Raw genomic sequence first — 24078 nt, forward strand, 5'->3', positions numbered from 1 at the left:
TCAAGAAAGCGCTATCTCGCTCAAGTTGAAAAAACCAAGAATCAGCTGTACAAATTAAAGATTATTCCGAAAACGCTTTCGTAAAATGCAAAGATGTACCTGCCGGCTCACCAAAGAGAGCCTTGCAGGGCACGAAAAAGCCGCGGTTCGCTGCCGCGGCTCCATGCACGATGTTACACCCGGGCGAAGCGCGTTCGCATTTCCGTCGGAGAAACGCCGGTGTATTTTTTGAACTGCCGATAGAAATAGGAGCTGTCGAGATAGCCTACACGAAGCGCGATGTCCGAGGTCTTCTGATCCGTGTACAGCAGCAGCTGTGTCGCTTTTTCAATCCGAAACTGATTAAGATAATCCGAGAAGGTGACGCCCACCTCCTGCTGAAACAGATGGCCCAAATAATTGGGATGCAGCCCCATCCTATGGCTCAAGGTCTTGAGTGAAAGCTCCTCTCCATAGTGATGCTGCACCTGGGCCGTCAGGAAGGAAACGTGAGGACTGTACCCCTCTTCCTGCTCCTGCTGCTTCAAAAGGGTGCTCTCCACAATGCACCGCACATGCTCCTGAAGCTGCTTCAAGGTGTGAATGTCCTGCAGCGGAATGAACACCTCACTGTAATCCGGGTTCTTCTCCAGTTCCTTGACAGCAAGCATCAGCTGGACTGCGGCATTCCAGTAGCTCTCCCGGGATACCAAGGACACACCTGCCTCCACCCGCAGCGCCTCCCGAATATGATCTTGAATGACCTCCAGGTCGCCCTCAATAATGACCTTCTTAAAAAGCTCCAGCCCTCCTTCCGGCGCAGGCGGCAGTTCCTGAAGCCCAGTGCACTGTGACGGTGCCTCTGCCGCAAGCAGTGCCTGCTCCAGCTGACGCTTACCCTCTTCATAGCTTGCAGCCACCTCGGACAATCCTTCCCTGCAGACCCTCCTGCCCAGCGTGCACCACAGTCTCAGCCCGTGCTGCTGCTGCAGCACGTGAAGCTCCGGCAGCAGCGACTGGCACCTGCTCTCCTCGTGTCGGCATTGCTGCCAGATATGAATCACGACGAGGTCTTCATGGTCGGAAAAAGCAATCGCCTGCCTGCCTTCGTCCGCCCGCTCCAGCAGCATGGCCTGAAGTTCATCCGCAAGCCGGGAGATCGGACAGGCCTCCCCCTCTTCGACCCACGTCCGGATGACCTGGACCTGATAGCAGCTGCCTTCGAGCGGCAGGGCGAGCAGCTCGGCTCGCTGACGCAGCTCGGCCAGATCTATACTGCCGTGCACCCAGCGCTGCAGCACATGGCTTTGCAGCACCTTCCAGTCTTCCTCCAGCTGGAAACGGCGCTCACCCTCGCGCTCCCACTCCTGCACGATATGGCTTACCGTAGATTCCAGCTCCTCCAGATTGATCGGCTTCAGGATATAATTATGAATGCCAAGCGTAATACCGGTCTTTACGTACTCAAACTCCTCGTAGCCGCTTAACACAATACATTTGGTGCCGGGGTGCCGCTCCTTGACACGCCGGATCAGTTCCAGGCCGTTCAACCTTGGCATCATAATGTCTGTGATCAGCAGATCCACCGGCTGCTCCAGCAGCTCCGTCAGAGCTTCTTCGCCATTTCGCGCTGTTCCCGCGACCTCCAGCCCGTATTTCCCCCAATCCAGAATTGCCTTCAGGCCTTGAACAATGAGCGGCTCATCATCTGCAAAATATACCTTTCTCATGCTGTCTCCCCTCTTGCCATCATCGGTATTTTTAATATGACCCTGGTGCCCTGACCTTCTGTGCTGTGAATGCTGACCCCGCATGCCGAGCCATAGTTGATCTGAATCCGGTCATGAACATTTTTCAGCCCGATAGAGGCATAGTCCTTGTCCATAGGAGCAACAGGACCTTCCAGCGAATGAGTAATCTCCTCCAGACGCTCCATAGGGATGCCGGTGCCGTTATCCTCTACCGTAAGAAGAATATAGCTCCCGTCTTGCTCCACGCTGATTCCGATCCAGTTCTCGTCTTCCGCCGGGCGGAAGCCATGGACGAAGTAATTCTCCACGATCGGCTGGAGCAGCAGTTTGATGATGGAGCAGCCAAGCAGCTGCGGGTCGGCCTCCAGTGTGTGGCGCAGCTGACCTTCATAACGCTTTTCGAACAAATTCAGATACACCTTACAGAGCTCCAGCTCTTCGGAGAGGGTAACCACAGTGCTTTTCTTAGCCATGCTCTTGAACATGACAGAAAGACTGTAAATCATATCCCCCACCTCCCGCGCTCCCTGAACGTAAGCCTTCATGCGAATCGACTCCAGCGTATTGTATAAAAAATGCGGGTTAATCTGTGCTTGCAGCGCCACCAGCTCCGCCTGCTTCTGCTTGAGCTCTGTGGTATAGATCTTGTCAATATATTGCTCCAGCCGATCGCCCATGTCATTAAACCGGGTTGAAATCTGCTGCAGCTCATCCTCCCCCGGCATCTGAATACGGGTGGATAAATCTCCCTCCCCGATCCGGTTCATGGACCGGATGATCCGCTGGACCTTTTTCGAATATTTAGAAATGATCGTGAACGTAATGGCAAAGCTCGCCATGATAAAAGCCAGTGTGATGATCAGCAAGCCGTCTCTCAGATTCTTCGTGCCCGACTCAATGGAGGATCTCGAAACGAGCCCCACCACGGACAGCCCCGAGCTGCCAAGCTGTAGCACTCTCGCCTTCGACGGCTCATCCAGCATCACCCATTCGTCCCCGGGGCTTCGGCTCAGCCCGTACGGATACACCTGACCACCATACACGCCTTTCGAATCATACAAAACGCCACCCTGCGAGGTCATTACCAGCAGCCTGCCTTTTACCGAGGCCTGGCTATCGAGCCATGCCTCAATATGCCGGTGGTCAAACTTCACGCTGATGCCCCCTGCCTGCTTCAATGTCCATGGATCCCGAAGCTCCCGTGAGTACACATAGACATCCTCTTCCCGGTTAAAGCTCCAGCCCTGCGGATTACGCTGCTGATGACTGGTCCGAGATTCACCGGAAGCGTTTTCATTCATGAGCTCCTGATTTTTGCGGCTGAAGTTCATGACGAAGTGGTTCACGCTGCTGGATATGGACACCTCGCGGATACCATGATCCTGCTCCAGGTAATTTTTGAGCAAAGTTGTAAAGGAACGGAGCCGCTGCTCGCCGTTCTTGTAATAGAGATCGAGCCGGTAATTTAAATAATTCTCGTATTCGTTGTTCAGGAAATAGATCAATTCATCACTTAGCGTCGCATCTCCGTAAATCTGCTGAAACATACCAAGGACGCCTTCGTACTGACGGGTCAGATACACGCTGAGCACTTGTGCCGATTTCAGGTTGGCCTCCGTATGCTCCTGTAAAATACGCTGGGTCTGATACTGATACACCAGCACTGCCGCCACCCCGAACAGCACGATCATTACAGTAGAGTACAGCACGACGATTTTGTTAAACATCTTCCTCTTTAAATGATTAGAATAAAAACGGCGAAGCTTCCAGATGATGACCACACCCTGTCTTTAGCTCATGCTTTTGGCACTCAGTGTACCACCATCGCGGCCGAAGTAGCAACGCTTCAATGGGCCCAATTGAATGAGGATGATTCTCCCTGTCTTCTCCATGTCGAATCCCCTCATCCCGGCACGATTCATGCCGGCAAGCAAGGGAGAGCGTAATTTTTTTCATTTTTTTTGAGAAGGACTTCCATTTGGAAGAATATAACCGCTTACATCCTTAGAAGTACTAGGGAGTCTGCGGTTTTCATCCATTTATATTGTAAGCGCTTTATATAGCTTGTTTTCTTGTGTTATGATTTGTCACACGGTTGACCCTTTTCTTTGTCCTATGTTACGGTTTTAGTAGTTGCACGGAGCGTTTTCATCACTTTTACATGATTTTTCACATCGAATACGTCACCTAATCTAACAGAGACAAATGAGTACGAGGGAACAAACAGATACGAAATTTGAACAGGAGGGTTATCGGATGATTAAAGCGATGATTTTTGACTTTGACGGAACGATTATTGATACGGAGACAGCGTGGTACAGCGCATTTCGCGATGCCTACCAGAAGCATGGTGTGGAGCTGACATTGGAAATGTATTCCCAATGCATCGGCACCAGCCTTAAGACCTTTAATCCTTACGAATATTTAATGACGGAGCTGAACCTGCCGCTCGATAAGGAGGCTTTCCGCGAAGCCATTCAGCTGAAGCATGCCGCCCTGATGAATCAGGAGCAGGTACGTCCCGGCATTCTTCATTATTTAGAGCAGGCCAAGGAGCAGGGACTGAAAATCGGACTCGCGACAAGCTCGACCCGCTCTTGGGTAGAGCAGCATCTGGAGCAGCTGGGCCTGCTTGACTATTTCGAGGTGATCCGCACGGCGGACGATGTCGCAAATGTAAAGCCGGATCCTGAGCTGTATACGCAAGCTCTTGAAGGCTTGGGTGTGACTGCTGATGAAGCTGTGGCTATTGAGGATTCACCTAATGGAGCCCGGGCGGCGGCAGCGGCCGGCATACATTGTGTCGTCATCCCGAACACGATTACCGGTACACTGGAGTTTGATATGCCGCACCAGCGCCTCTCTTGCCTGACTGAGCTGGAATTCAACGATTTGCTAACCAAGCCGCTCGCTAACACCGTATAAATGAAACTGACATCCAACAGATCTGATCATTCAAGGGGGAATTCATAGATGAAAGCCGTACACTTTGGTGCGGGCAATATCGGCCGCGGGTTTATCGGCCATATGTTGTCCGCCTCGGATTATGAGGTTTGTTTTGTCGCCAGAAATCAGAAACAGATTGCCCTGCTGCAGAAGCGGCAGGAGTACCCGATCACGCTGGCCAACGACGAGCAGGATACTACACTGGTCAGCAATGTTACCGCGATTAGCATTCATGAAGAAGAGCATGTCGCTGCCGAGATCGCTTCGGCCGCAATCATTACAACCGCTGTGGGCGTCAATGCCCTGAAGGATATCGCCCGTTCCATAGCGCAAGGCATCTCGCTGCGGCTGCAGCAGAAAGTGTCTCAGCCTCTGCACATTATCGCCTGTGAGAATGCGATCGCCGGAAGTACCCGGCTGAAGAAGCATGTGTATCCGCTATTAAGTGAAGCAGAACGCCAGCAAGCCGATACATGCATCTCTTTTCCTAACGCTGCTGTTGACCGGATTGTCCCGCTGCAGAAGCATCAGGACCCGCTGCAGGTTACGGTTGAGCCCTTCTTTGAATGGGTAATTCACCGTCCGGCCCTGCTGGAGGGCTTCCGGGAGATCAAGGGCGTGCATTATGTGGACTCGCTGGAGCCCTACATCGAGCGAAAAATGTTTACCGTGAACACCGGGCATTGCTGCGCCGCGTATCTGGGCTCTCTTCAGGGCTTCACCACGATCCGCCAGGCCATGAAAGATCCCCAGCTTGTGTCACAGGTCCGCCAGGTGATGAACGAAACCGGACAGCTGATTACGACCAAGCACGGCTTCAACGCGAAGCAGCATCAGCAATATATAGATGCCATTCTGGCGCGTTTCGCCAATCCGCATCTCAGTGATAAGGTGACTCGCGTCGGACGTTCACCGCTGCGCAAGCTCTCACCGAACGATCGTCTCGTTCGACCTCTTCTGCAGGCCTATGATGCCGGTATTGAAACGCCGGGACTTCAAGCTGCGATTGCAGCAGCCCTGATGTTCCATGACCCTGCCGATAAGGAAGCGGTAGCGCTGCAGCAGCGGATTGCAGAGCATGGCGTCTCGAAGGTGATCCATGAGCATATGGGCATCCATCCGGATCACCCTGTGCACAAGCAGCTGCTTGCTGCCTACGAGGAGCTAAAATCGCACACGGCGGACGAGATCATCGCAACGTAAGCCCAGGCGGCTCAGCGCTTCAGAAATCGGTAGCCGATCCCCCTTACCGTTTCAATGTATCGGACTTCGCTCTCTTCAATTCTGCGGCGAAGATGATGGATATGCACCATCACGGTTCGGTGATCGCTGCCGCTTTCAAGCCCCCAGATGGAATCGAACAGCTGCTCGACACTGAACACCCTTCCGGGATGAGCCGCCAGCTGCAGCAGAAGCTGCAGCTCTTTACTCGGCAGATTCAATACCTCCCCCTGCAGCCGTACCTCCCAGCGTTCGAAGAAAATCTGCAGGCGTCCATCACTCCATACTTTTTCAGTTGGCTCTGTATTCCCTTGCGGAATGCCGGGCCTTCTTAATCGTGCCCTCACTCTCGCTACCATAACATCCGGATCAAACGGTTTAGTAATATAGTCCTCACTCAGCTCCAGCCCTTCAACAATATCCTCGGTCTCGTTACGGCTGCTTAGAAATATTACTGGAATGTCTCGGCTGCTCTTCCACTCCCTGACCCATTCCGTCCCATTGCCATCTGGCAGCATAATATCGCAAATGATGAGATGAAAGCTTGAAGATTGCAGCCAAATGGATGCTTCGGTAACTGTGGATGCGATCCTGGTGCTGAATTGCTGATTGCGTAAGTAAATAGACACCAGGTCGGATATGTCCGCGTCATCCTCCACAATGAGGATCTGCTTCTGCTCCTCATAGCTCATTATTTACTGTGCACCTCCCCTTGTTGTGCAAGCTTCAATGGCAGCTCCAAGCAAAAAGCACTGCCTTTTCCCGGATCGCTCCTGACCTTGATCTCTCCATGATGGTAATGAACAATCTCTTTGCAGATCGCCAGCCCCAATCCGGAGCCTTGAGCTTTGGATGAAGGCTGTCTCGCCTGGGCGAACCGTTCAAAAATGTGCTGATGAAGCTCGGGCTCAATTCCGATCCCGGTATCCTCTACAGTCACCAGCGCCGCAGGTCTGTTTCCTTCGATGCCACCCAGCACAAGACGCAGTGTAATACAGCCCCCCGGCTCGGTAAACCTGAGTGCATTGGAAATCAGATTAGACAGCACCTGCTCCAGGCGGAGCGGATCACCCGAAAGAACCCAGGGCAGCGCAGGCTCTGCCGGAACGAGGATAACGCATTGAATGCCTTTGTCTTCGATCTCCCACTCATACTTCTGAAACAGCTCCTTGAAAAAAACAACGGGGGCAAGCTCCTCCATCTGGAACGTGATCTGATTTGTCTCCAGCTTGCTCAGCTCGATGAGATCATGGATCATCCGCTCCATTAGAATAGAGCGCTCATAGATCCGGTTGGCATATTTAGGCGCATCAGCCGTTATGATTCCATCCCGCAGCGCCTTGGCAAAGCCCTTGATCGACGTAATCGGTGTGCCAAGCTCATGCGAGATGTTGGACAGCAGCCGGACGCGGAATTTCTCCAAATCTGCCATCTTGTGATTGGCCTCTTGAAGACTGGCATTACTCTGCTGCAGAGAATACGTCCTCTCTGCCACCGTCCGCTCCAGGGAACGGTTACTTTGCCAAAGCTGCTCGGCCAGCTGCTCCTTCTCCGCAATCGCCCGGGAGAAGCGCGCGGATAAATTCAACGCCTGCGTGATCAGAAAGCCTAGCAGACCGATGGACAGCAGATCATCGGTTGCCAGCAGGCCGGTGTAAAACAGCATGTCATTGAGTGCAAATAGCGTGAAGAACAGAAATCCGAGCGCCGTCGTGAGTGAGCCTCTTCTGCGCCTCACGGCAGAGAGGATATAAACAAACAGCGTGTACATCAGAACCGGAAACAGCAGACCCCAAATAAACAGCGACAAATAGTGGGTGTAGATCCGGGCAGGGGTCAGCAGAAAGAACAGGATAAAGCCGGCAAGCACAATCCCCGCTGTACGAGGCGCCCAGGACACTGACTCCTGCGGATACTCCCGGTTCACGAAGAAAATAAGCGTGAGCGCAACCATTGATATCGAGATGTACTCCGCCTTGACCGCCCACTCCCAAGACAGTCCCGGCAGAAAGTAGAGTGCTGTGGATTCACCCAATACGATGGTCCGGATACCCACGGATAGACAGAGACCGCCAAACAGGAGCACAGAAACCTCTTTTCTCCGGTTGAAATACACAAAGAAATAATACATTGACATCATGAAAAAAATCCCGATCACAAAAATTTGGGCCGCCACCCGGGACGTCCGCAGCCTGGAGATCGACTCCGAGGTACCGAGCTCCATTCCCTGCCAGATTCCGCTGTTGCGCTGATGAAAGTTCGCAACCTGAATCACAATATCATTCCAGCCCGTTACAGGTTCGAAATAAATCGTATCGGGATAGCTTTTGGGATGGGTGTCCTCCCGCTCGGTTCCCACCGTTCCGTTGCCGCCCCTCAGCGAGCCATTAATCCAGATCTCATATGCCGAAGCAATGCTCTTCGGGTAAATGCCGAGCGTCTGGCGGGGGGCGGTCCAGGCTTTAGGCAGCAGCACTTGCAGTCGGTATGTAGCATAGCCTTCGTGAGGCAGAGGTTGTCCATTCATGATGTATTCCGTCCACGGCATTGGCACCTGAACCCATAGCGGATCCAGATTGGAAGGCTCATTCGAAGCAAAGTCCGCCGGCTCCAGCAGCTGATCCCAATAAAATTCCCATTCCCCATCCAGCAAAAGAGTCCCTTGACTGCCGGGGTTCCATGCCGACAAGTCGGCATAGCCCTGCTTTGGTGCCACGATGATCGTTGAAGTGTCCGGGCTTTCCATGTCTTTGAACTTTGGATTTAATTGTGCGGCAAGAATGATAATAGCGCCCAACATTACAGCAGCGAGGCCGTACATGACAAGCCGCCGTCTGTCCTTTCGCTCGAACTGGACAAGCCTCATAGCAGGTAACCTCCGGTTACAGAAACTAAATTAGTTATATTATATCAGGGGACTCTCATCGATGCTGACAGAAAGCATCATTTTTTGCCATTACTTAAACAAAACTTAAACATCTATAGGTACTATGGATTACAGGAAAGCTACAACCGGGCATAAAGAACGAAAAGCTAGGAAAATAGTAGGGGGTTCCATCATGAATGGTTATTTCACGGTCTGCTGTACCGAAAGATCCCAGCACCATTATATCGACTTTCTGCTAAGCCGCTATGAGGATCTGAATTTAAAATATAGCTTCTCCGCAGCCCTGGGCTACCTCGCCAGTCCCCTTCTGATGGCAGGTACAGCCATGCTGTGCTATGACGAGGAGGATCAGATATGCGGAGCATTCAGTTATATTCACGGAACCGGGGAGCACGATTATCAGGACCGTCATATGATCCAGATTCAAGCCGCCTATTTGGATAAAGCCTATCGTGTCAGCCGCTGGTTTGTGGAGGGCCTCCGGTTTCTGGCGGAGCATCTGCATGATCAGGAGGAAGAGGTAACAGACATTCAATTCTGGGCGCCCGGAGATGCCAGAAGCCAGAGACTGTTCTCCAAGTTTGCGGTCCCATTGAAGGTCGAAGGAGCACCAAGCGGTGATATGGAAGGGTACCGGGTTACGGTCGAAGAACTTTTTGACTATCTACTGGGTACGGCGATCCTCCGGGACAGGCAGCAAGGCTTTACCGTCTAGTGAATTTTCGGCTTCAAGAGAGAAAAGGAGGCGCAAGGCAAGGATGAGAGCTGTAGTAAGACATTGCTCTACGGACCGGGATTATGCGGGTTTAACGCGGTTTTATATCAACCATACCCGGGATTTTGACAGAAGCTATTCTCTCCAGGACGGGCTATTCCACATCTTAACGACGCTGAATGATTTTCAGTTTATAACCTATCACAATGCTCAGGAGCATCTGATCGGCTTTGTACAGTACCGTACGGAGGAAGAGAAAGGGACCGTGTTTGTGGATGCGGCCATTTTGGAAGAGAAGTATCGCAGTACCAGCGTGTTCTATTACGGACTTCAGGATTTGATCAAGTACATCCTAGAGAATAACAAGGAAGTTAAGTCTATGTATTTCTTCGCAGCTGCGGACAATTTATATGTAAACCGACTATACCGCAAATTTGCCAGGCTGGTTGATGTGACACAGCGCCGTGGACGCACAGAAAATGTATATGCTGCAGATCTACAGGGGCTGCTGCATGATTTAAGGGTTTACTGAGGTGACACCATATCCGTACAGGAAGGGAGGTGAGCAGAATGGTTCCACCAATTTATGGTATGAAAGATGTAACAAAAGGCAGCGGCTTTGGCCGCATTGTCGATGCAATGAAGCTGAATGAGCAGCTGAGAAACGCCGCGGCATCCACGAAGTAATTTCCTCCCCCGGAGATTATCGAGGTGTCCCGGAGCATGAGAGCATGTAAAAAAGGGCTGTCCTGCTGGATCTGTGATCCGGCGGGACAGCCTTTTGAGCTTTGCTGCAGGTGAGCGAGCCGTCTGCCTTATAAGCCCAGCAGAACCTTATCCCCGCTGAAGCCGGCGTGCCCGAAACTGCTTGTACTGGAAATAGACGGTGCAGCCGATGCAATATCCCAGCAGCGCAGCCAGCGCTGCCGCTCCTGTCATGCCGGCCAGCACGTTCCCTGCCCAGGTCCAGCCTAGCAGAAGGCTCAGTAAGGATAGCCCCAGCAGGCTGACCGCAATCGTATTGTTAAAGCGCTGGAGCTCGGCAGCCTCTGTTCCGGAGCGGCGAACCCGCCCGGACAGAAACGTGCGGGTCAGCCGGACAAACAGATTACCCCGGACACCAAAGATCAGACCTGCCGCCTGAATCGCCAGCAAAGCGGCAATCACCGTCGCAGACTGCGTAACGAGAAAGATGGAAACCATAAGCACAATTCCTGCCTGATTGCTTCTTACATATGGAACGGGAATCTCTTTCATCTATAAACCAACTTTCCGGATAGGAATTAAACTAATCAAGTTGATTATAGTCAACCCCGTCACGAATGACAATGGAAAAAATTACATTCCCGCCTCATACACCGCTTTTCCCCGGACCCAGGTGGAGACCACATTCAGCCCGGCATCCAGCACCACGAAATCGGCATCCTTTCCGGGCGCTAGCGAGCCCTTGAAGCCATCGACGCCGATCTGCCTTGCCGGCACCGAAGTAAAGGAAGAGATGATGTCCTCTAGTGCAAGACCGGTAAACGCCAGCACATTTCGCACGGCCTGGATCATGGTGAGCGAGCTTCCGGCCAACGTATCCGTCCCTTTTAAATAGACTAGTCCATCTTTCATCACCTTATGCCCGTAATCCCCGTCCGGGAGGCCGCAGCTGGTTACCGCGTCTGTGATGGCACAGATGCCGTCAGAGGACTTGAGATCATACATCATCTTCACGACTGCCGGATGAACATGATACCCGTCCGCAATGAGCTCGACGGTAAGCTGCGGCAGCAGCAGTCCTGCTCCGGCGAGTCCCGGTTCGCGGTGATGCAGCGGGCTCATCCCGTTAAAGTGATGCGTCGTGTGATTGACGCCCAGCGCGACGGCTGCCTCCATCTGCTTGAAGGTAGCGTCGGAATGGCCGGCGGAGACCGTAACTCCTGCAGCCAGGAACTGCTCCACGGCGTCCATGCCTCCCTCCAGCTCTGGCGCCAGCGTGACAAGCTTGATCCGATTCTCGGCTGCCTGAAGCAGCTCTTCAATCTGCTCCGGTGAAGGATTGCGCACATCGTCAGCCAGTTGGGCTCCCTTGCGCTTCAGGCTGATGAAGGGCCCTTCCAGATGAATTCCAAGAATGTCAGCACCGCCCGTGCCCTTTTGGATAACACCTGCGGCGCAGGACAGAGCCGACACGATGTGCTCCTGGCTGGAGGTATTCGTCGTGGCCAGAAAGCCTGTCGTACCGTGAGCCGCATGAAAGACGCTCATTCTCTCCAGGCTCACCTCCTGCGCATCCATCACATTGCAGCCGTCGCCGCCGTGAACATGCACATCAATAAAGCCGGGCACAAGCGTTAAGCCTTCTCCGTCCCGGACTTGCAGCGGCTCCGATGGACATTCTATCCGGGCTCCGATGGCCTCAATGACCCCATTGCTGTCAATAAGCAGCTGTCCCCCGGACAGTCTTTGGCCAGGCCGTATGATATCTGCATTTTTCCATAGCGTCTTCATGCCTGGTTTCCCTCCCCCCGCACGCTTGCCAGGCTCAGTGCCGCTCCGTACAGCCCGGCCGAATCGCCCAGCTGTCCTTGAACCACGTCCGGCTGATGGGCTTTAGGATAAAGACTATGCAGCGTGCGGCGTATCGGAGCCAGCAGCATCTCACCGGCGTTGGCGGCACCACCGCCGACCACGATGAGCTCCGGGTCCAGCAGATAGGTCATCGTGGCCAGCTTTCTTCCCAGCACCGACCCGATGTTCTCAAACACCTCCAGAGCGAGAGCATCCCCCTGCTCAGCGGCAATACATACGTCCTTGGCCGAGATGGCAGCTGCCTGATCCTGCAGTATGCTTCTCTGCCCACGTTTCATGGCCGCTTCAGCAAGACGCGCAATCCCGGTTGCCGATGCCATCGTCTCCAGGCAGCCGGTCTTCCCGCATTTGCACGGCAGATCGTTTCCTTCCACCGGGTCATGTCCGATCTCTCCGGCATAGCCGTGTGCGCCCCGAATCAGTCCTCCGTTCATCACTACTCCTGCGGCCAGGCCCGTGCCGAGCGTTACGCAGATGAAGTTCTGACAGCCGCGCGCTGCACCCGCAGCGTATTCTCCCCAGGCGTACATCCGCACATCATTGTCGATGGCCACCGGCACTCTCCAGTGCTCTTCCAGGAGCGATCCCAGCTTGACATCATACCATCCCAGATTTGGCGCCCGCAGCACGGTTCCTGTCTCCGCGTGCAGATGCCCCGGGACCCCTGCACCGATGCCGGCAAGTGTATACGGCTTCTGCTGCTCCAGCAGGCTCCAAATCTCCTGATTCAGCCGCTTCACATAATCCGATATACCCTGCTGATGCTCTGTTCTCATCGCTGATTTGGATATTAACTCATCGCTCTCATTAAATAAGCCGATGACGGTATTGGTACCGCCAATGTCCAGTCCAAGGCTTAACTGTTTCATTGCGCATTCCCTCTCCCTTTAGCTCCAAAGCCAGATTAAACAGAAAGCGGGCCTCTCATGAAGAAACCCGCTTTCTGATCATGCTCTATGGTTGTCTAGCGCACGTTCTCGATAGGCACCACAGGATTGGTATCTCCGTCATAGTCCACACCGTCACTTTCAAAGCCAAACAGCTGGAAGAACTCCTTGCGGTAGCCCGCAAGATCGGTAATGTCCTCCACATTCTCGCTGGTCACAGCTTCCCACAGCTGTGCAACCTCCTGCTGGACGTCGTCACGAAGCTCCCAGTCGTCAATCCGGATGCGGCCCTTCTCATCGACCGGCACCTCTTTGCCGCTGTACAGCCGTTCTGCAAACAAGCGGTAGCTCTGCTCAATGCAGTTCTCGTGAATCCCTTTCTCTTTCATCACCTTATACAGTGCTGATACGTATAGCGGTACAATCGGGATCGCAGAGCTGGACTGCGTTACCAGCGCTTTGCTGACCGATACAAAGGCACGGCCGCCGCCGCTGGACAGCTCCTCGTTCAGCCGATGCGCCGTTTCCTCCAGATGATCCTTTGCCTGCCCGATCGAGCCGTCACGATACACCGCCATGGTAATCTCTGATCCGATGTAGGAGTAGGCGATGGTTGTGGCATGGTCGGCCAGCACGCCGCCGTCACGCAACGCCTTGATCCACAGCTCCCAGTCACTGCCGCCCATCACCGTTACGGTATCCTGAATTTCCTGATCGCTAGCTGGCTCCAGCGTAATTTCACTCACTTCTCCGGTATGGAAATTCACTGTTTTGTTCGTGAACGGCTTGCCGATCGGCTTCAGCACGGAATTCGCCGTTTCTCCCGTCACGGGATCCGTACGGCGCGCCGAAGCGACACTGTACACCACGAGATCGACCTGGCCCAATTCACTCGCAATAGCCTGAACCGTCTTCTGCTTCGTCTCATCCGTGAAGGCATCCCCCGTTACACTGAGCGATTTCAGCCCGGCTTCCTTCGCCATAGCTTCAAACGCAGCCGAATTGTACCAGCCTGCCGATGCGGTGCGCTTCTCGGTTCCCTGGCTTGGACGGTATACTCCGATTGTGCTCGCACCGGCACCAAAAGCCGCTGTAATCCGCGCAGCCAGTCCGTAGCCGGTAGAGGCGCCGATCACCAGCACATTGACTGGTCCTTCCCATTTCGGCTGGGCCTGAATGTATTTCACCTGCTCCTCGACCTGACGCGCACATCCCGCAGGATGTGCCGTGGTGCAAATAAAACCGCGCGTTCTCGGTTTAATGATCATCCTTCATTTCCCCTCTTTACCTCGTAATGGTCGTTCGTGATCCAGCATGAATTAGGACCTGATCTTAAGCGAGTCTATTTCATTCTATCAATTTTTCAGGCCCGGCTAAACCTTTTGCACAAAAATAATCCAATCAGCCATTCTCCCCTATGGAACGGATATCTCTACCACTTGCTCGTAAAAAGCATCCACCCTGTCCGGACGCCGCACCTGCTCCTGCACAATAGCCTTCCACACCTCAATCTCCGTCAGCTCGGCATGTGAATGCAGGCCGTACCAGGACATGAGCTGGCTTCGCTGTACGCTATAGACGGCATCCGGGAAATGAAAATCCATCGCCTCCATGTTATCGACCAGTCCGAGATTGGCGGTAGCATTGTACATGATCATTCTTCGAAAGAAACCTTGCTCTACCTCGTCAGAGGGACGCTTGAAGTGAAGCTGGGCGGTCAATTTCTCCGGATACAGCTGATAGGTATACTCCAGATCCCGGTAAGGCAGCTCCTGATTCAGGCCGGTAAGGGTAGAAACGCTCCCCATATACTTCCCCCGCTGCTGCAAGGCAGCATGAATGTCGTGCGTAAGCGGATCCTGCTGAGCCTGCTCATACCGTGCAGCATCAAGCGCCCTCGATGGCTTTACTTCTCCTTCCATGTAAAAAAAACCTGCTAAGGCGATAACAAACAGGGCTGCAATCCAGTAATCCTTCCTCCTCATGGTCTGCTCACCTCATACAAGGAAACCCGCCGCCGGGCTCTGCCCACCAGGAGCGGAATGCAGATGGCGGCCAGCGGCGCCAGCAGCTCCATTGCCAGTGCGTACAGCTCATAAGGACCGCTGAAGAAAAGCCCTCGCCCAAACCACAGGTCACTGCCAAACCGCAGCAGCAGGGCAAAGCCTGTTACGACCGCCAGCCACGCTCCCCACAGCAGCCAGGTCCACCGGCTGATGGCAGACAGCAGCTTAACCGGTATGTTTACAATGATTGCGCTCCTTCTCGGCTCCACAATGGCGTACACGACATACCCCGCCCCAAGTATTCCCGCCAGCAGAAGCAGGACGTTGTGAAGCATGCTTCCGGAGTAGCTTAACCGGGCCGGCAAGGTCACAATGCATGCCAGCAGCAGCAATAGAAGTCCATGCTGCAGCAGATCACGAGCCAAGGAGCTGAGATTTGTAGGCTGACGTCCATCCTCCTCCAGGAAAGGCTCAATAGAGTCCAAATCCCGTGTCGCAGCCGCGATCGCCTCAGCATCACTCACGCCCTGCTCAACGTAATCACGTACCTTGTCCTCCAGATTGGTCAGAATTTCATATTTCAGTTCCTCCACCGCTGGCGTGCTGCGCCGACCTGCAAACAGCTGCTCTACAAAGCGCTCCAGCTCCTTGGACTTATTCATAAACCGCTTCCCCCTTCTCTCCTCGGCTTTTCGATTAACAAATCAATAACGTCCCTGGCCGCCACCCACTCTTCCCGGCTCTGACTCAGCCTCTTCTCCCCATCTCCGGTCAGGCGATAATACTTGCGTCGTCCTCCCTGAGATTCCTCTCCCCAATAGGAGATAATCAAGGACTGCTTCTCCAGTCTTTTCAGGCTGGAATATAACGTCGGTTCCTTTAATTCAAACTGGTGATGACTGCGCACCAGCATTTCCTTAATAATCTGATAACCGTAGTTATCTTTTTCCGAAAGCAGGTTCAGGATCAACATATCAATGCTGCCTCGGATCAGATCGCTGTTATGTATGGGGACGCTCAATCACACCTACCTCCTCTTCTCGCAGTGTAATGTAACACAGAGAACTATGTCTGTCAAAGTAATATGACTGTCATCTATATTGAGGGAAACCTAGAACCTAGACCCAGACCCAGATCCAAATCCATCAAGGCTAAAGACCCAAGCTCCCTGCCTCTCAGGCACCAAAGTTGATCCCGAAACCTCGCAAACAGTTGAATCGTCCCAAATCCTGGATTATGATAATAGCGAATTCATGTCTTGTTTACTGCTTGAATGGCTGCGATCTGTAGCGCGATCAGCAAGAGGCTGCCTCAAAGCCAACCTATATTAAGGAGTGGAGGACAAGAATGATGAAGAAGTCATTGCATTACGCAGCAGGGTCACTGCTGCTTATTTTACTGCTTGGAGGGTGCCAGGACATGGAGAGACCAGCTTCCGCTCCACAGAGCGGCAATGAAATGTCTGCTGAAGAAATCAGCAGCGAAACCAGACAGCAAGCCGAAAGCTCCGCCATTCGCTATCTCAAGGATCAATACAACCTCGATGTTGAAATTACCGATGCCAAGCTCATGCCCTCCACCGTCGCTGATAAAGTGAATCTGGAAGGACATGTCACCGGGAAGCCGGAGCAAAGCTTTAAGATTTCCGTGAACTATAACACGCAGGAAACCTCCAATTTCGTGCTGAGCCCGGAGCTGAAAAAGGCCGTAGAAGGCAAATAACTCCTGCGCGAAAAGCAGGCAACAAGATAAAGTCGCCCCGTACAGGCATATTTTATAAGTAAGGAGGGAGATGTCATGAGCTCACATGTCGATGACGAAACGTACCGCAAAATGTCCGAGGCCGCCTACCTTGATTTGAAGAAAGGCGAGACGCTGGAGGATCTCCCCGGCTGGGAGGTCGCCGAGGATTTCAAAAGCTATTCCCGCTCCGGCTTTGATGCCGTTACGTTCATTCATAAGGGCTCGGGCGAGGCCGTCATCGCTTATCGCGGAACTGAGGGCAGCGCGTCCGCACAGCATCTCGTACCGGATTTGATACAGGATGGCGTCATCGGAGCCGGAGAAATCGGCAGCCGTATAGAGGCCGCCAATCCTCTGAACGGACCGATTAACAGCTTCAAGGAATTTACGGGGCTCGATCATATCGATCATCTTAAGGATAACGTCGTCAAGTTTGTCGACAAGAATGTCAATGTGCTGCCGGAGAGCAACCAGTTCTATCAGGCCGAGGATTACGCCAAGGAGATGAAGAACAAATACGGTGATTACCACTTTACTTTGACCGGTCATTCCCTTGGCGGCGGGAACGCGCAATACGCTGCGGCATATACCGGCATGAATGCGGTCACGTTCAGTGCCCCGTCGGTCGTTCCGAACCTGACCGGTGATATGCGGAGTAAAGCGGAGAACGGTCATTTTGACGGTCAGATTATTAACTATGTGCATCCTGGTGACGTCGTAGGAAGCGGAGCCTTGGGCGGCTATGACCGGCATGTCGGCTCCACTTATTACATTGACTCCAGCTATGAGGCCGCGAACGACGGCGTAAGTCTGATTGACAAGGCCAAGAATTCCTTCAGCGGACCGAACTATCATCAGCTGGACCGATATCAGTTTGATGAGAACGGTACCCTTGCCAACCAAATTTTTGATCCCGTGACCGGCGAAGAGGTGTCACCGCCCCGCTTGGCTCCCGGTGGCAGCATCTTTGACAGGCTTGCCGACACGGCTCATAGTCTCGGCGGCTCCCTGTCCGCATTGGCCGGGCTGGCCGGGGGCTCATTGGCAGGGCTTGCAGCAGGCGCCAGAGCCGGAAGCATACAAGTCACTCCGGCAGAGCTGAGAAGTGTGGCAGAGCGCTGGAACAGCAATGCACTGCAATGCCAGCACGAGCTGCAGGGCATCCGCCAGCGGATGAACCGCTATATGTTCACAAGCCATAGTACCCGGCTCACCCCGATTGTGCAGCAGCTGGATCAGTCTGTCGTTTCTATGAGCCAGTGGCATGTGCAGCATACAGGAGACATCGTAAGCTACATCAAGCATAAAGCAGATATGTTCGAGCAGACGGACCGGAGCGGTTGACGCCATTCATTCATCATTGCGCGTCAGCCGCCTCACCGCGCCTGAGGAGGGATCTTGAAATGAATCATGAAATACGGCTAGAGCTGAACGAGCTGCTTCAGGCCGAACGGGAATTATCGGCGCTGATCGGCCGGCTCCATCGAGATGAGCAGGAAGCCCGGGTGCTGTACAATTCGCTGAGCGACTGGAAGGGACAATCTGCGAACGTGCTGCGGGACCAGATTGAAGTGTTCTTCTCCGAGCTTGCCCGGCGCATTCAGGACATTGAGCGGCAAAAGCTGGAGCTGGTTCGTTACGTGCAGCATATGAGACAAGTGGATGGAGCCTCCTGAAGCATGTACAAAATAAAGAATTACGAAAAAAAAGCTGCCCCTCTAGATCTCATGATCTTTGGGGACAGCTTTTTGGGTTATTAGCTGGGAATCTATGATTACAGATCGAAGGAATTCCAGGACACCATGTCATTCAACGGCAGACGATTCGTTGCCCGTGCCGGCTCTGCAGCCTTGCCGATCGCAATCAGCATAACGCTGCGATATTGGGCCGGAATGCCGAAGGCTTCAACGAATTGCTGCTTATTATATCCTCCCATAGGAACCGTGTCATAGCCGCGTGCGCGGGCAGACAGCATCAGCTGCATCGAAATCAGACCGGAATCCACATCCACAATGCTGCTCTTCATCTCCTCGCTCAGGCCGGAGTACAGGTTAAGGGCGTTGTTCACAAAGCGCTCCTTCACCTCTGCGGTCATCAGGCCTGCTTCCTGTGCCATCGTATAAATCTTCTCGCCCTGCTCATACCATTTCATGTCGCCCAGCACAGCGATCACCGCCGAAGAGGTCAGGACATGCTCCTGGTTAAAAGCAATCGGGTGCAGCTTCTCCTTCAGCTCCTGGTCGTCAATAATGAGAAAGCGCCAAGGCTGCAGATTGCTGGAAGACGGTGCCAGGGATGCATCGGCCAAAATTTCAGTCATTTCCTCTCGGGAAATTTTAACGCTCGGGTCGTATTTGCGTACCGAATGACGTTCCTTGATCACCTTGAAGAAATCCTGGGATGTTGCAGTAGACATATTCTCCACTCCTCTAATTGTGTATGATTATGCACAGTTTAAGACGTGCTTATCTGTGTTCTTTTTTGCACAGTATATACCATGATGAAATTTGTTGTCAACCTGTCTCTGCTTTACGCACCATGTCCCCTACGGTATACGAGCTTAGCACCTTCATCGTGCTCTGTTCAATCTCGTCCAGCACCTCGGAAAATACCGCCTTCAGCGCTGCACCTCCGCAATGCTCCTTCGCGGCATCCAGCATGCTGTCGGTTACGGCGCGGTGGATATGCAGGCAGCTGTATACCTCGGCGAGGGTAATGTGATCCGCACTTCGTACGAAACGGTAGCCTCCGTCCCGTCCCTCCCGGGATTCAATCATCCCCTCCAGGGATAATGCTTTAAGAATCCGCCTTAACAAGGTAGGATCTGCTTTGAGGCTCGCTGCAAGATCGCTGCTGGAGCAAGTTCCTGCATGAACGGCCAAGGTCGTGAGCGCCTGCAGGGCCAGACTGAAGCTTTTGTAGGTGGACGGGCAGCCAATGGGTTTCTTGCTCATCATGAACGGCACCCTCCTTGTATACGTTGAATGGACCTCAGAGCCAGTCCATCGTTTTATCCCCGTATTGTACCCTAGTAGACTGCCCCGGGCAACCCTGATCTGCCGAGAGGCTGCATCAACAGCCTATCACGCCATGCATAACCCCCGCCGCTTCCCGGCATCCTATAAAAACCTAAGCTTTCCATATTGAGGTTTTCAAGGGGGAATGATTATTTATGTCATCCAGCAGCCTGCTCTCTGACCTCCGCTCCTGTCTTCACAATAATGATGATGTCACCTATTTCCCGGTCCAGATTCAGCAGGTGCAGTGCACCTTTATTTATGTCCGCTCTATCGTTAACGTAGCATTGCTGCAGGACAGCATCGTCCAGCCTCTCCTGCGTCTCAACCAGGGCGATGCCCTGCCTCTGCAGGATTGCCTGAAGGACAGCTCTTTTTTCTCCTGGCCTGCCAGCAAAAACAGCGATCCGGCCAGCGCCGCCGAAGCCGTGGCCTCCGGCCATGCCGTGCTCGTGGTGGAGGGGCTATCCGAGGCGTTTCTGTTCAGCATTCCCAAATATCAAAAGCGTGCCGTCCAGGAATCCCAGAATGAGCAGGTCGTCATTGGGCCGCGGGAATCTTTTATCGAGGATGTGGACGTCAATCTTTCTCTCATTCGCCATAAAATCCGCCACCCCGATCTGAAAATCGTTCAATTTCAGCTCGGACGTTATACGAAGACGCCGCTGTACGTCGTCTATATCGAGGGCTTATGCGATCCCAAGGTGCTCCAGACACTGGAGGCGCAATTCCAGCAGATTGATACCGACGGGGTGTTCGGGATCAGCAATGTGTCAGAGTATTTTCAAATCAGCCGGAAGACAAGCTTTCCCCAATTTCAGTATACTGAGCGCCCGGATTCTGTTGCATCCGCTATTCTCGAAGGCAGGGCCGGCATTCTGCTGGAAGGGACGCCTTCCGCGCAGATCGTGCCCGTCACCTTCTTCAGCCTGCTTCAATCCTCGGAGGATTATTATTTAAGCTTTATTTATGCCAGCTGGATTCGGCTGGTCCGGCTGCTGTTTGCCGTCATTTCTGTCGTGCTGCCCTCCTTGTATGTGTCGATCACGACCTTTCAAACCGAGATCATACCGACCGAGCTTCTGCTGACCATAGCATCCGCCCGGGAGAACATCCCGTTCCCGGCGTTAATCGAGGCCTTGCTGATGGAGCTGACGTTTGAGGCCCTGCGGGAGGCCGGCGCCCGCATTCCCAAGCCGGTCGGACAGACGATTTCGATTATCGGAGCCATCGTCATCGGCCAGGCCGCAGTAGCCGCCGGCGTGGTGTCGGCACCGATGGTCATTGTCGTCTCAATTACCGGGATCGCGACGTTTATCGTGCCGCATTATGAGCTCGGCATCTCACTGCGGCTCCTGCGCTTCGTGCTGCTCATTCTTGGTGGTACGCTGGGGCTGCTAGGCGTTCTTGCAGCCAGCTTCGTGATTTACTCCAGAATGTGCTCCCTGAACACCTTCGGTACACCGTACCTGCAGCCGCTGGCGCCGCTCGTGTTCTCGGATTGGAAGGATATGATCTACCGCGCTCCGTCATCTCAGAAGAAAAAGCGCCCCGACGCTTACCATGCCCAGGATAAAAGGAGGCAGACGTCTAAATGAAGCGCATCCTCAGAGCATGGCTGCTGCTCTTCTGCCTCCTGCCTCTGTGTGGCTGTATGGCCAAGATTGAGATCAATGACCAGGTGTTTGTGCTGTCCTTATTCGTCGATATGGACAAAGATACCGGGGAATACAAGGTCACGATCGCGAGCCCGTTGCCTAACCGTCTCAGTTCTGGCGAGCAGGCGGGCAGCTCGGGGGGACAAGGAGAGCCTTTCTCGCTGGCAGACAGCTCCGGAACGAGCCTCCCTCTTGCCGTCGGTAAATTACAGCGCCAAATGACACGTAAACTTGATTTCAGCCATACGCGCGTTATCGTCGTAGGCAGCACGATGGCCGAAGCAGGTATGGAGGAGCTGTTCAACTGGGTACTGCGGGAACGTACGCTGGATTTCAGCACCTTTATTATGTCCTCCACCAAGCAGGCCAAAGATGTGGCAGAGCTGGAGCCCGTTTTTGAATCGCTGCCGTCTACCGTGCTGATGCGCTTTGCGGTCCAGAATAATCTGCTGGGCACGACCTTGAAGGAATGCCTATCCGCCTATCTGGAAGGCACCGGCTTCGCGCTGAGCCAGCTGAATGTTAAAGATGCCAAGGGAACAAGCAATTGGGTCAGTGTCGGTAATATTCAACTGTTTAATGATCTTCAAGCCAAAGCTACTCTCAATGAAGAACAGTCCAAGGTCACCTCCTGGGCAATTGGCCGGCGCAATACACCGATTTACAGGCCGGTTTATTATGTAACCTGGGATGGAGGCAAGAGCAAGGCCAGCGTACTGATGACGAACAGCAAATCCCGCCAGCAGATCACGATGACCCCGTCAGGCCCTGTCGTTCAGCTGAAGCTCGATGGTACGGGAGATGTGCTCTCTCTGGAGGACGACCAGCAAAGAGAAGCTACAGAGACGAACAAACTGATCATCCAGGAGCTGAAGGATCAGCTTCATGAGGATTTGACAGCCTCTCTGCGGGTATCCCAGGAAGCCGGGGCTGATGTGCTCGGCGTAGGCCAGCTACTTGAGGCTAAATATCCCCACCTTTGGGATAAATGGAGAGAGGATTGGGGAAACCACTATAAAAATGATATTGAGTTTCAGGTCAAGCTGCATATTAAAATTCGGAATACCGATATGTAGCCGCAGCCTTCTTTTGATAACCAATTTGAAGATTTGCAATGAAGAAATCAAGCCAGAATGCAGCTAGATCGGCCATCACCTGAAGGAGAGGGACTGCGGCATGTACTGTATGATCTTTTGCTCACTCGCGCTGCTGGACTGGTATTTGCTCCGAAGAAGCTCTGGCAGCCCGCAGAAAAAACGAAATGTTACTAAAATGCTGTGGTTTATGATTCCGCTGTTCGGCTGGAATGCCGCAGCCTCCCAGCTTGAATGGTGGCCCAATCCCTTCGACCTGCTCAATCTGGTGCTGGGATGGACCGATCTCATGTAGCAGGAAAGGATGAAGCATTGATGCGCCAAACTCCCTGGCAGCTATTTCGGTTCGCCTTCATATACCTGAACACCCAGCCGACGGCTTATTTGCTGCCAACCCTGCTGACCGTGGCCGGCTATCTGGGCTGGATCTCCGTGCTTGGCGCACTGATACTGAGCCTCCTGATCCTGTGGTGCACCATGGCCGTAGGAAAAGCTTCTCCCCAGGATTCCTGGCTGAATTTCGGCGAGCAGATTGTCGGGAAGTGGCCTCACCGCCTGTTTCTGGTAATCATTATATTATGGGTCATCATCTACGTAGCCATTGACATTGAAAGCTACACGCTATTCTACGGCACGAACTATATGCGAGCCACACCACAATGGGTCATCCAGCTCATTCTCGGCCCCGTTATTATCATCACAGCCCGCTGGGGTCTCGTGCCGCTGATTTATATGGCGGATGGACTGTTTTTCCTTACACTCGCGACGCTGGTGCTGGTGCTCTCCACGTTCGCTGGTGACGCCCACTTTAACTGGCTGCCCGGACTGATTACACATACCCATTACGGCGATGCAGCCAAAGGGATTTTTATCACCTTATCCTTTATCGGGGAATGGTTCGTGTTCCTGGTTCTGGCCCCATTAATCCAGATGGACCGGCGAGCGTTTCGCAATCTGAGCTGTGCCATTCTGCTGCTAACCTTGTCCGTGCTGCTGGAATGGGTGCTGATTCTGCTGAACCTGGGGCTGAAGCTGTCTAGCGAGATCCAGTATCCCTTGATTGAGCTCATGCGCAGCTCCATTACCGGCGTCCTCGGCAATGCCGACCCGCTCATTATTGGACTGTGGGCAACCTCCATGTTTATTCACAGCGCCTTTCTGCTGCAGGTTGGGGCCCGGATCATGACAAGGCTGCTGTCCATCCATGACTCTGAAATGGAAAAACCGTTTATCACCCTGCTGGGCGGCACCGCCAGCGTGGCCGCTTATCAATTCGCACAGAACCCGGCATTGTATCAGGAAAATTTCGATTCCATGGTCGCCGTTGTTTTCTGGCTGCTCGTAGACTGCATTCCTGTCATTTACTGGATCGTGTTAAAGCTTCGGGGAGGAATATCCAAGCCCGGCTCTTCCAGCGCAGCATCCGATTCTGATTCCGGAAATAACTCTAGCCAGCAGAGCCCTTCCTCCGGCGAAAGTCCCTCGACTGGCGCCAGTCTGCCTGCTGAGCAAGCATAAGCTGGATTAAAAAGGGGCTGTCCCAAAAGATCTAGGGTCTTGCGGGATGGCCTCGTTTGTTGTTGTGAGATGCTCCGCG

25 protein-coding genes are annotated in these 24078 nt (G+C 53.3%); 12 read left to right on the forward strand and 13 right to left on the reverse strand.

Features of this window, described 5'->3' with window-relative positions:
* Positions 1 to 173 precede the first annotated feature (173 nt).
* Both E6C60_RS14725 and E6C60_RS14730 read right to left on the reverse strand, forming a co-directional pair.
* On the reverse strand, positions 174 to 1709 hold the full coding sequence (locus E6C60_RS14725; RefSeq protein ID WP_138226531.1) for a response regulator transcription factor: 1536 nt from the start codon (positions 1707 to 1709) through the stop codon (positions 174 to 176).
* Entirely contained in the window at positions 1706 to 3457 is a 1752-nt protein-coding gene (locus tag E6C60_RS14730; protein ID WP_138226532.1) for a sensor histidine kinase, read from the reverse strand. The genes E6C60_RS14725 and E6C60_RS14730 overlap by 4 nt, the downstream gene beginning before the upstream one ends.
* Before the next feature lie 12 nt (positions 3458 to 3469).
* Here E6C60_RS14730 and E6C60_RS21175 point away from each other — a divergent pair, with 12 nt between their 5' ends.
* From E6C60_RS21175 to E6C60_RS14745, 3 genes are all read left to right on the forward strand, one after another.
* The gene (locus E6C60_RS21175) at positions 3470 to 3676 is read left to right on the forward strand and encodes a hypothetical protein (protein ID WP_138226533.1); all 207 of its coding nucleotides are present in this window, start codon (positions 3470 to 3472) and stop codon (positions 3674 to 3676) included.
* A 310-nt stretch (positions 3677 to 3986) separates the two neighbouring features.
* Complete coding sequence (locus E6C60_RS14740; protein ID WP_138226534.1) at positions 3987 to 4655, forward strand: HAD family hydrolase; 669 nt, start codon at positions 3987 to 3989, stop codon at positions 4653 to 4655.
* 48 nt (positions 4656 to 4703) lie between these two features.
* On the forward strand, positions 4704 to 5879 hold the full coding sequence (locus E6C60_RS14745; RefSeq protein WP_138226535.1) for a mannitol-1-phosphate 5-dehydrogenase: 1176 nt from the start codon (positions 4704 to 4706) through the stop codon (positions 5877 to 5879).
* 11 nt (positions 5880 to 5890) lie between these two features.
* On the opposite strand, the gene E6C60_RS14750 is transcribed toward E6C60_RS14745, so the two are convergent.
* Together E6C60_RS14750 and E6C60_RS14755 are read right to left on the reverse strand one after the other, a co-directional pair.
* Positions 5891 to 6589, reverse strand: coding sequence for a response regulator transcription factor (locus tag E6C60_RS14750; RefSeq protein ID WP_138226536.1), 699 nt, complete (start codon positions 6587 to 6589; stop codon positions 5891 to 5893).
* The gene (locus tag E6C60_RS14755; protein WP_233281022.1) at positions 6589 to 8697 is read right to left on the reverse strand and encodes a sensor histidine kinase; all 2109 of its coding nucleotides are present in this window, start codon (positions 8695 to 8697) and stop codon (positions 6589 to 6591) included. Before E6C60_RS14755 ends, E6C60_RS14750 begins: the two co-directional genes overlap by 1 nt.
* Before the next feature lie 259 nt (positions 8698 to 8956).
* Here E6C60_RS14755 and E6C60_RS14760 point away from each other — a divergent pair, with 259 nt between their 5' ends.
* The gene (locus tag E6C60_RS14760) at positions 8957 to 9499 is read left to right on the forward strand and encodes a hypothetical protein (RefSeq protein ID WP_138226537.1); all 543 of its coding nucleotides are present in this window, start codon (positions 8957 to 8959) and stop codon (positions 9497 to 9499) included.
* 43 nt (positions 9500 to 9542) lie between these two features.
* Positions 9543 to 10031 carry a hypothetical protein gene (locus E6C60_RS14765; protein ID WP_138226538.1) on the forward strand — a complete coding sequence of 163 codons (489 nt, stop codon included), beginning with the start codon at positions 9543 to 9545 and terminating at the stop codon, positions 10029 to 10031.
* A 302-nt stretch (positions 10032 to 10333) separates the two neighbouring features.
* On the opposite strand, the gene E6C60_RS14770 is transcribed toward E6C60_RS14765, so the two are convergent.
* From E6C60_RS14770 to E6C60_RS14800, 7 genes are all read right to left on the reverse strand, one after another.
* The gene (locus E6C60_RS14770) at positions 10334 to 10756 is read right to left on the reverse strand and encodes a DUF4395 domain-containing protein (RefSeq protein ID WP_138226539.1); all 423 of its coding nucleotides are present in this window, start codon (positions 10754 to 10756) and stop codon (positions 10334 to 10336) included.
* An 81-nt stretch (positions 10757 to 10837) separates the two neighbouring features.
* The gene (gene nagA / locus E6C60_RS14775) at positions 10838 to 11995 is read right to left on the reverse strand and encodes an N-acetylglucosamine-6-phosphate deacetylase (protein WP_138226540.1); all 1158 of its coding nucleotides are present in this window, start codon (positions 11993 to 11995) and stop codon (positions 10838 to 10840) included.
* Positions 11992 to 12945 carry an ROK family protein gene (locus E6C60_RS14780; RefSeq protein ID WP_138226541.1) on the reverse strand — a complete coding sequence of 318 codons (954 nt, stop codon included), beginning with the start codon at positions 12943 to 12945 and terminating at the stop codon, positions 11992 to 11994. Before E6C60_RS14780 ends, nagA begins: the two co-directional genes overlap by 4 nt.
* Positions 12946 to 13040: 95 nt before the next feature.
* Positions 13041 to 14231 carry an enoyl-ACP reductase FabV gene (gene fabV, locus E6C60_RS14785; RefSeq protein WP_138226542.1) on the reverse strand — a complete coding sequence of 397 codons (1191 nt, stop codon included), beginning with the start codon at positions 14229 to 14231 and terminating at the stop codon, positions 13041 to 13043.
* Between the two features lie 147 nt (positions 14232 to 14378).
* Positions 14379 to 14948: a DUF4825 domain-containing protein gene (locus E6C60_RS14790; protein ID WP_138226543.1), complete on the reverse strand. Its 570-nt coding sequence runs from the start codon at positions 14946 to 14948 to the stop codon at positions 14379 to 14381.
* Entirely contained in the window at positions 14945 to 15631 is a 687-nt protein-coding gene (locus E6C60_RS14795; protein WP_138226544.1) for a permease prefix domain 1-containing protein, read from the reverse strand. Before E6C60_RS14795 ends, E6C60_RS14790 begins: the two co-directional genes overlap by 4 nt.
* Complete coding sequence (locus tag E6C60_RS14800) at positions 15628 to 15990, reverse strand: PadR family transcriptional regulator (protein ID WP_138226545.1); 363 nt, start codon at positions 15988 to 15990, stop codon at positions 15628 to 15630. The genes E6C60_RS14795 and E6C60_RS14800 overlap by 4 nt, the downstream gene beginning before the upstream one ends.
* 398 nt (positions 15991 to 16388) lie before the next feature.
* On the opposite strand from E6C60_RS14800, the gene E6C60_RS14805 reads away from it, so the two are divergent.
* The 3 genes from E6C60_RS14805 to E6C60_RS14815 all read left to right on the forward strand — a co-directional run bounded on the left by E6C60_RS14805 (position 16389) and on the right by E6C60_RS14815 (position 18388).
* Positions 16389 to 16691: a hypothetical protein gene (locus tag E6C60_RS14805; protein ID WP_233281023.1), complete on the forward strand. Its 303-nt coding sequence runs from the start codon at positions 16389 to 16391 to the stop codon at positions 16689 to 16691.
* 75 nt (positions 16692 to 16766) lie between these two features.
* On the forward strand, positions 16767 to 18056 hold the full coding sequence (locus E6C60_RS14810; protein WP_138226546.1) for a Tle-like phospholipase domain-containing protein: 1290 nt from the start codon (positions 16767 to 16769) through the stop codon (positions 18054 to 18056).
* 59 nt (positions 18057 to 18115) lie between these two features.
* Positions 18116 to 18388: a hypothetical protein gene (locus E6C60_RS14815; RefSeq protein ID WP_138226547.1), complete on the forward strand. Its 273-nt coding sequence runs from the start codon at positions 18116 to 18118 to the stop codon at positions 18386 to 18388.
* Between the two features lie 98 nt (positions 18389 to 18486).
* Here the strand turns inward: E6C60_RS14815 and E6C60_RS14820 are convergent, their stop codons facing one another.
* Together E6C60_RS14820 and E6C60_RS14825 are read right to left on the reverse strand one after the other, a co-directional pair.
* Entirely contained in the window at positions 18487 to 19128 is a 642-nt protein-coding gene (locus tag E6C60_RS14820; RefSeq protein ID WP_138226548.1) for a nitroreductase family protein, read from the reverse strand.
* A 97-nt stretch (positions 19129 to 19225) separates the two neighbouring features.
* Positions 19226 to 19669, reverse strand: coding sequence for an RrF2 family transcriptional regulator (locus E6C60_RS14825; RefSeq protein WP_138226549.1), 444 nt, complete (start codon positions 19667 to 19669; stop codon positions 19226 to 19228).
* Between the two features lie 215 nt (positions 19670 to 19884).
* On the opposite strand from E6C60_RS14825, the gene E6C60_RS14830 reads away from it, so the two are divergent.
* The 4 genes from E6C60_RS14830 (at position 19885) to E6C60_RS14845 (ending at position 23999) form a co-directional block, all read left to right on the forward strand.
* Complete coding sequence (locus E6C60_RS14830) at positions 19885 to 21327, forward strand: spore germination protein (RefSeq protein ID WP_138226550.1); 1443 nt, start codon at positions 19885 to 19887, stop codon at positions 21325 to 21327.
* Positions 21324 to 22463 (forward strand): Ger(x)C family spore germination protein, encoded by a 1140-nt coding sequence (locus tag E6C60_RS14835; protein ID WP_138226551.1) that lies wholly within the window; start codon positions 21324 to 21326, stop codon positions 22461 to 22463. The genes E6C60_RS14830 and E6C60_RS14835 overlap by 4 nt, the downstream gene beginning before the upstream one ends.
* 100 nt (positions 22464 to 22563) lie before the next feature.
* Positions 22564 to 22776, forward strand: a complete 213-nt coding sequence (locus E6C60_RS14840) for a hypothetical protein (RefSeq protein WP_138226552.1) — start codon at positions 22564 to 22566, stop codon at positions 22774 to 22776.
* Positions 22777 to 22796: 20 nt separating this feature from the next.
* A complete protein-coding gene (locus E6C60_RS14845) occupies positions 22797 to 23999 on the forward strand; it encodes a GerAB/ArcD/ProY family transporter (protein ID WP_175415316.1) in 1203 nt (400 codons plus the stop codon).
* Positions 24000 to 24078 lie beyond the last annotated feature (79 nt).

The sequence above is a fragment of the Paenibacillus algicola genome (assembly GCF_005577435.1).
Taxonomy (GTDB): Bacteria; Bacillota; Bacilli; order Paenibacillales; family Paenibacillaceae; genus Paenibacillus_AQ; species Paenibacillus_AQ algicola.

Coding starts and splice junctions, on each gene's coding strand:
- E6C60_RS14805 (WP_233281023.1), top strand. CDS start 16,389: ATGGAGAGACCAGCTTCCGCTCCACAGAGCGGCAATGAAATGTCTGCT.
- E6C60_RS14790 (WP_138226543.1), bottom strand. CDS start 14,948: ATGAGGAGGAAGGATTACTGGATTGCAGCCCTGTTTGTTATCGCCTTA.
- E6C60_RS14845 (WP_175415316.1), top strand. CDS start 22,797: ATGCGCCAAACTCCCTGGCAGCTATTTCGGTTCGCCTTCATATACCTG.
- E6C60_RS14730 (WP_138226532.1), bottom strand. CDS start 3,457: ATGTTTAACAAAATCGTCGTGCTGTACTCTACTGTAATGATCGTGCTG.
- E6C60_RS14815 (WP_138226547.1), top strand. CDS start 18,116: ATGAATCATGAAATACGGCTAGAGCTGAACGAGCTGCTTCAGGCCGAA.
- E6C60_RS14765 (WP_138226538.1), top strand. CDS start 9,543: ATGAGAGCTGTAGTAAGACATTGCTCTACGGACCGGGATTATGCGGGT.
- E6C60_RS14770 (WP_138226539.1), bottom strand. CDS start 10,756: ATGAAAGAGATTCCCGTTCCATATGTAAGAAGCAATCAGGCAGGAATT.
- E6C60_RS14745 (WP_138226535.1), top strand. CDS start 4,704: ATGAAAGCCGTACACTTTGGTGCGGGCAATATCGGCCGCGGGTTTATC.
- E6C60_RS14780 (WP_138226541.1), bottom strand. CDS start 12,945: ATGAAACAGTTAAGCCTTGGACTGGACATTGGCGGTACCAATACCGTC.
- E6C60_RS14835 (WP_138226551.1), top strand. CDS start 21,324: ATGAAGCGCATCCTCAGAGCATGGCTGCTGCTCTTCTGCCTCCTGCCT.
- E6C60_RS14725 (WP_138226531.1), bottom strand. CDS start 1,709: ATGAGAAAGGTATATTTTGCAGATGATGAGCCGCTCATTGTTCAAGGC.
- E6C60_RS14810 (WP_138226546.1), top strand. CDS start 16,767: ATGAGCTCACATGTCGATGACGAAACGTACCGCAAAATGTCCGAGGCC.
- E6C60_RS14760 (WP_138226537.1), top strand. CDS start 8,957: ATGAATGGTTATTTCACGGTCTGCTGTACCGAAAGATCCCAGCACCAT.
- E6C60_RS21175 (WP_138226533.1), top strand. CDS start 3,470: ATGATTAGAATAAAAACGGCGAAGCTTCCAGATGATGACCACACCCTG.
- E6C60_RS14750 (WP_138226536.1), bottom strand. CDS start 6,589: ATGAGCTATGAGGAGCAGAAGCAGATCCTCATTGTGGAGGATGACGCG.
- E6C60_RS14825 (WP_138226549.1), bottom strand. CDS start 19,669: ATGATGAGCAAGAAACCCATTGGCTGCCCGTCCACCTACAAAAGCTTC.
- E6C60_RS14740 (WP_138226534.1), top strand. CDS start 3,987: ATGATTAAAGCGATGATTTTTGACTTTGACGGAACGATTATTGATACG.
- nagA (WP_138226540.1), bottom strand. CDS start 11,995: ATGAAGACGCTATGGAAAAATGCAGATATCATACGGCCTGGCCAAAGA.
- E6C60_RS14830 (WP_138226550.1), top strand. CDS start 19,885: ATGTCATCCAGCAGCCTGCTCTCTGACCTCCGCTCCTGTCTTCACAAT.
- E6C60_RS14755 (WP_233281022.1), bottom strand. CDS start 8,697: ATGTTGGGCGCTATTATCATTCTTGCCGCACAATTAAATCCAAAGTTC.
- E6C60_RS14840 (WP_138226552.1), top strand. CDS start 22,564: ATGTACTGTATGATCTTTTGCTCACTCGCGCTGCTGGACTGGTATTTG.
- E6C60_RS14795 (WP_138226544.1), bottom strand. CDS start 15,631: ATGAATAAGTCCAAGGAGCTGGAGCGCTTTGTAGAGCAGCTGTTTGCA.
- E6C60_RS14820 (WP_138226548.1), bottom strand. CDS start 19,128: ATGTCTACTGCAACATCCCAGGATTTCTTCAAGGTGATCAAGGAACGT.
- fabV (WP_138226542.1), bottom strand. CDS start 14,231: ATGATCATTAAACCGAGAACGCGCGGTTTTATTTGCACCACGGCACAT.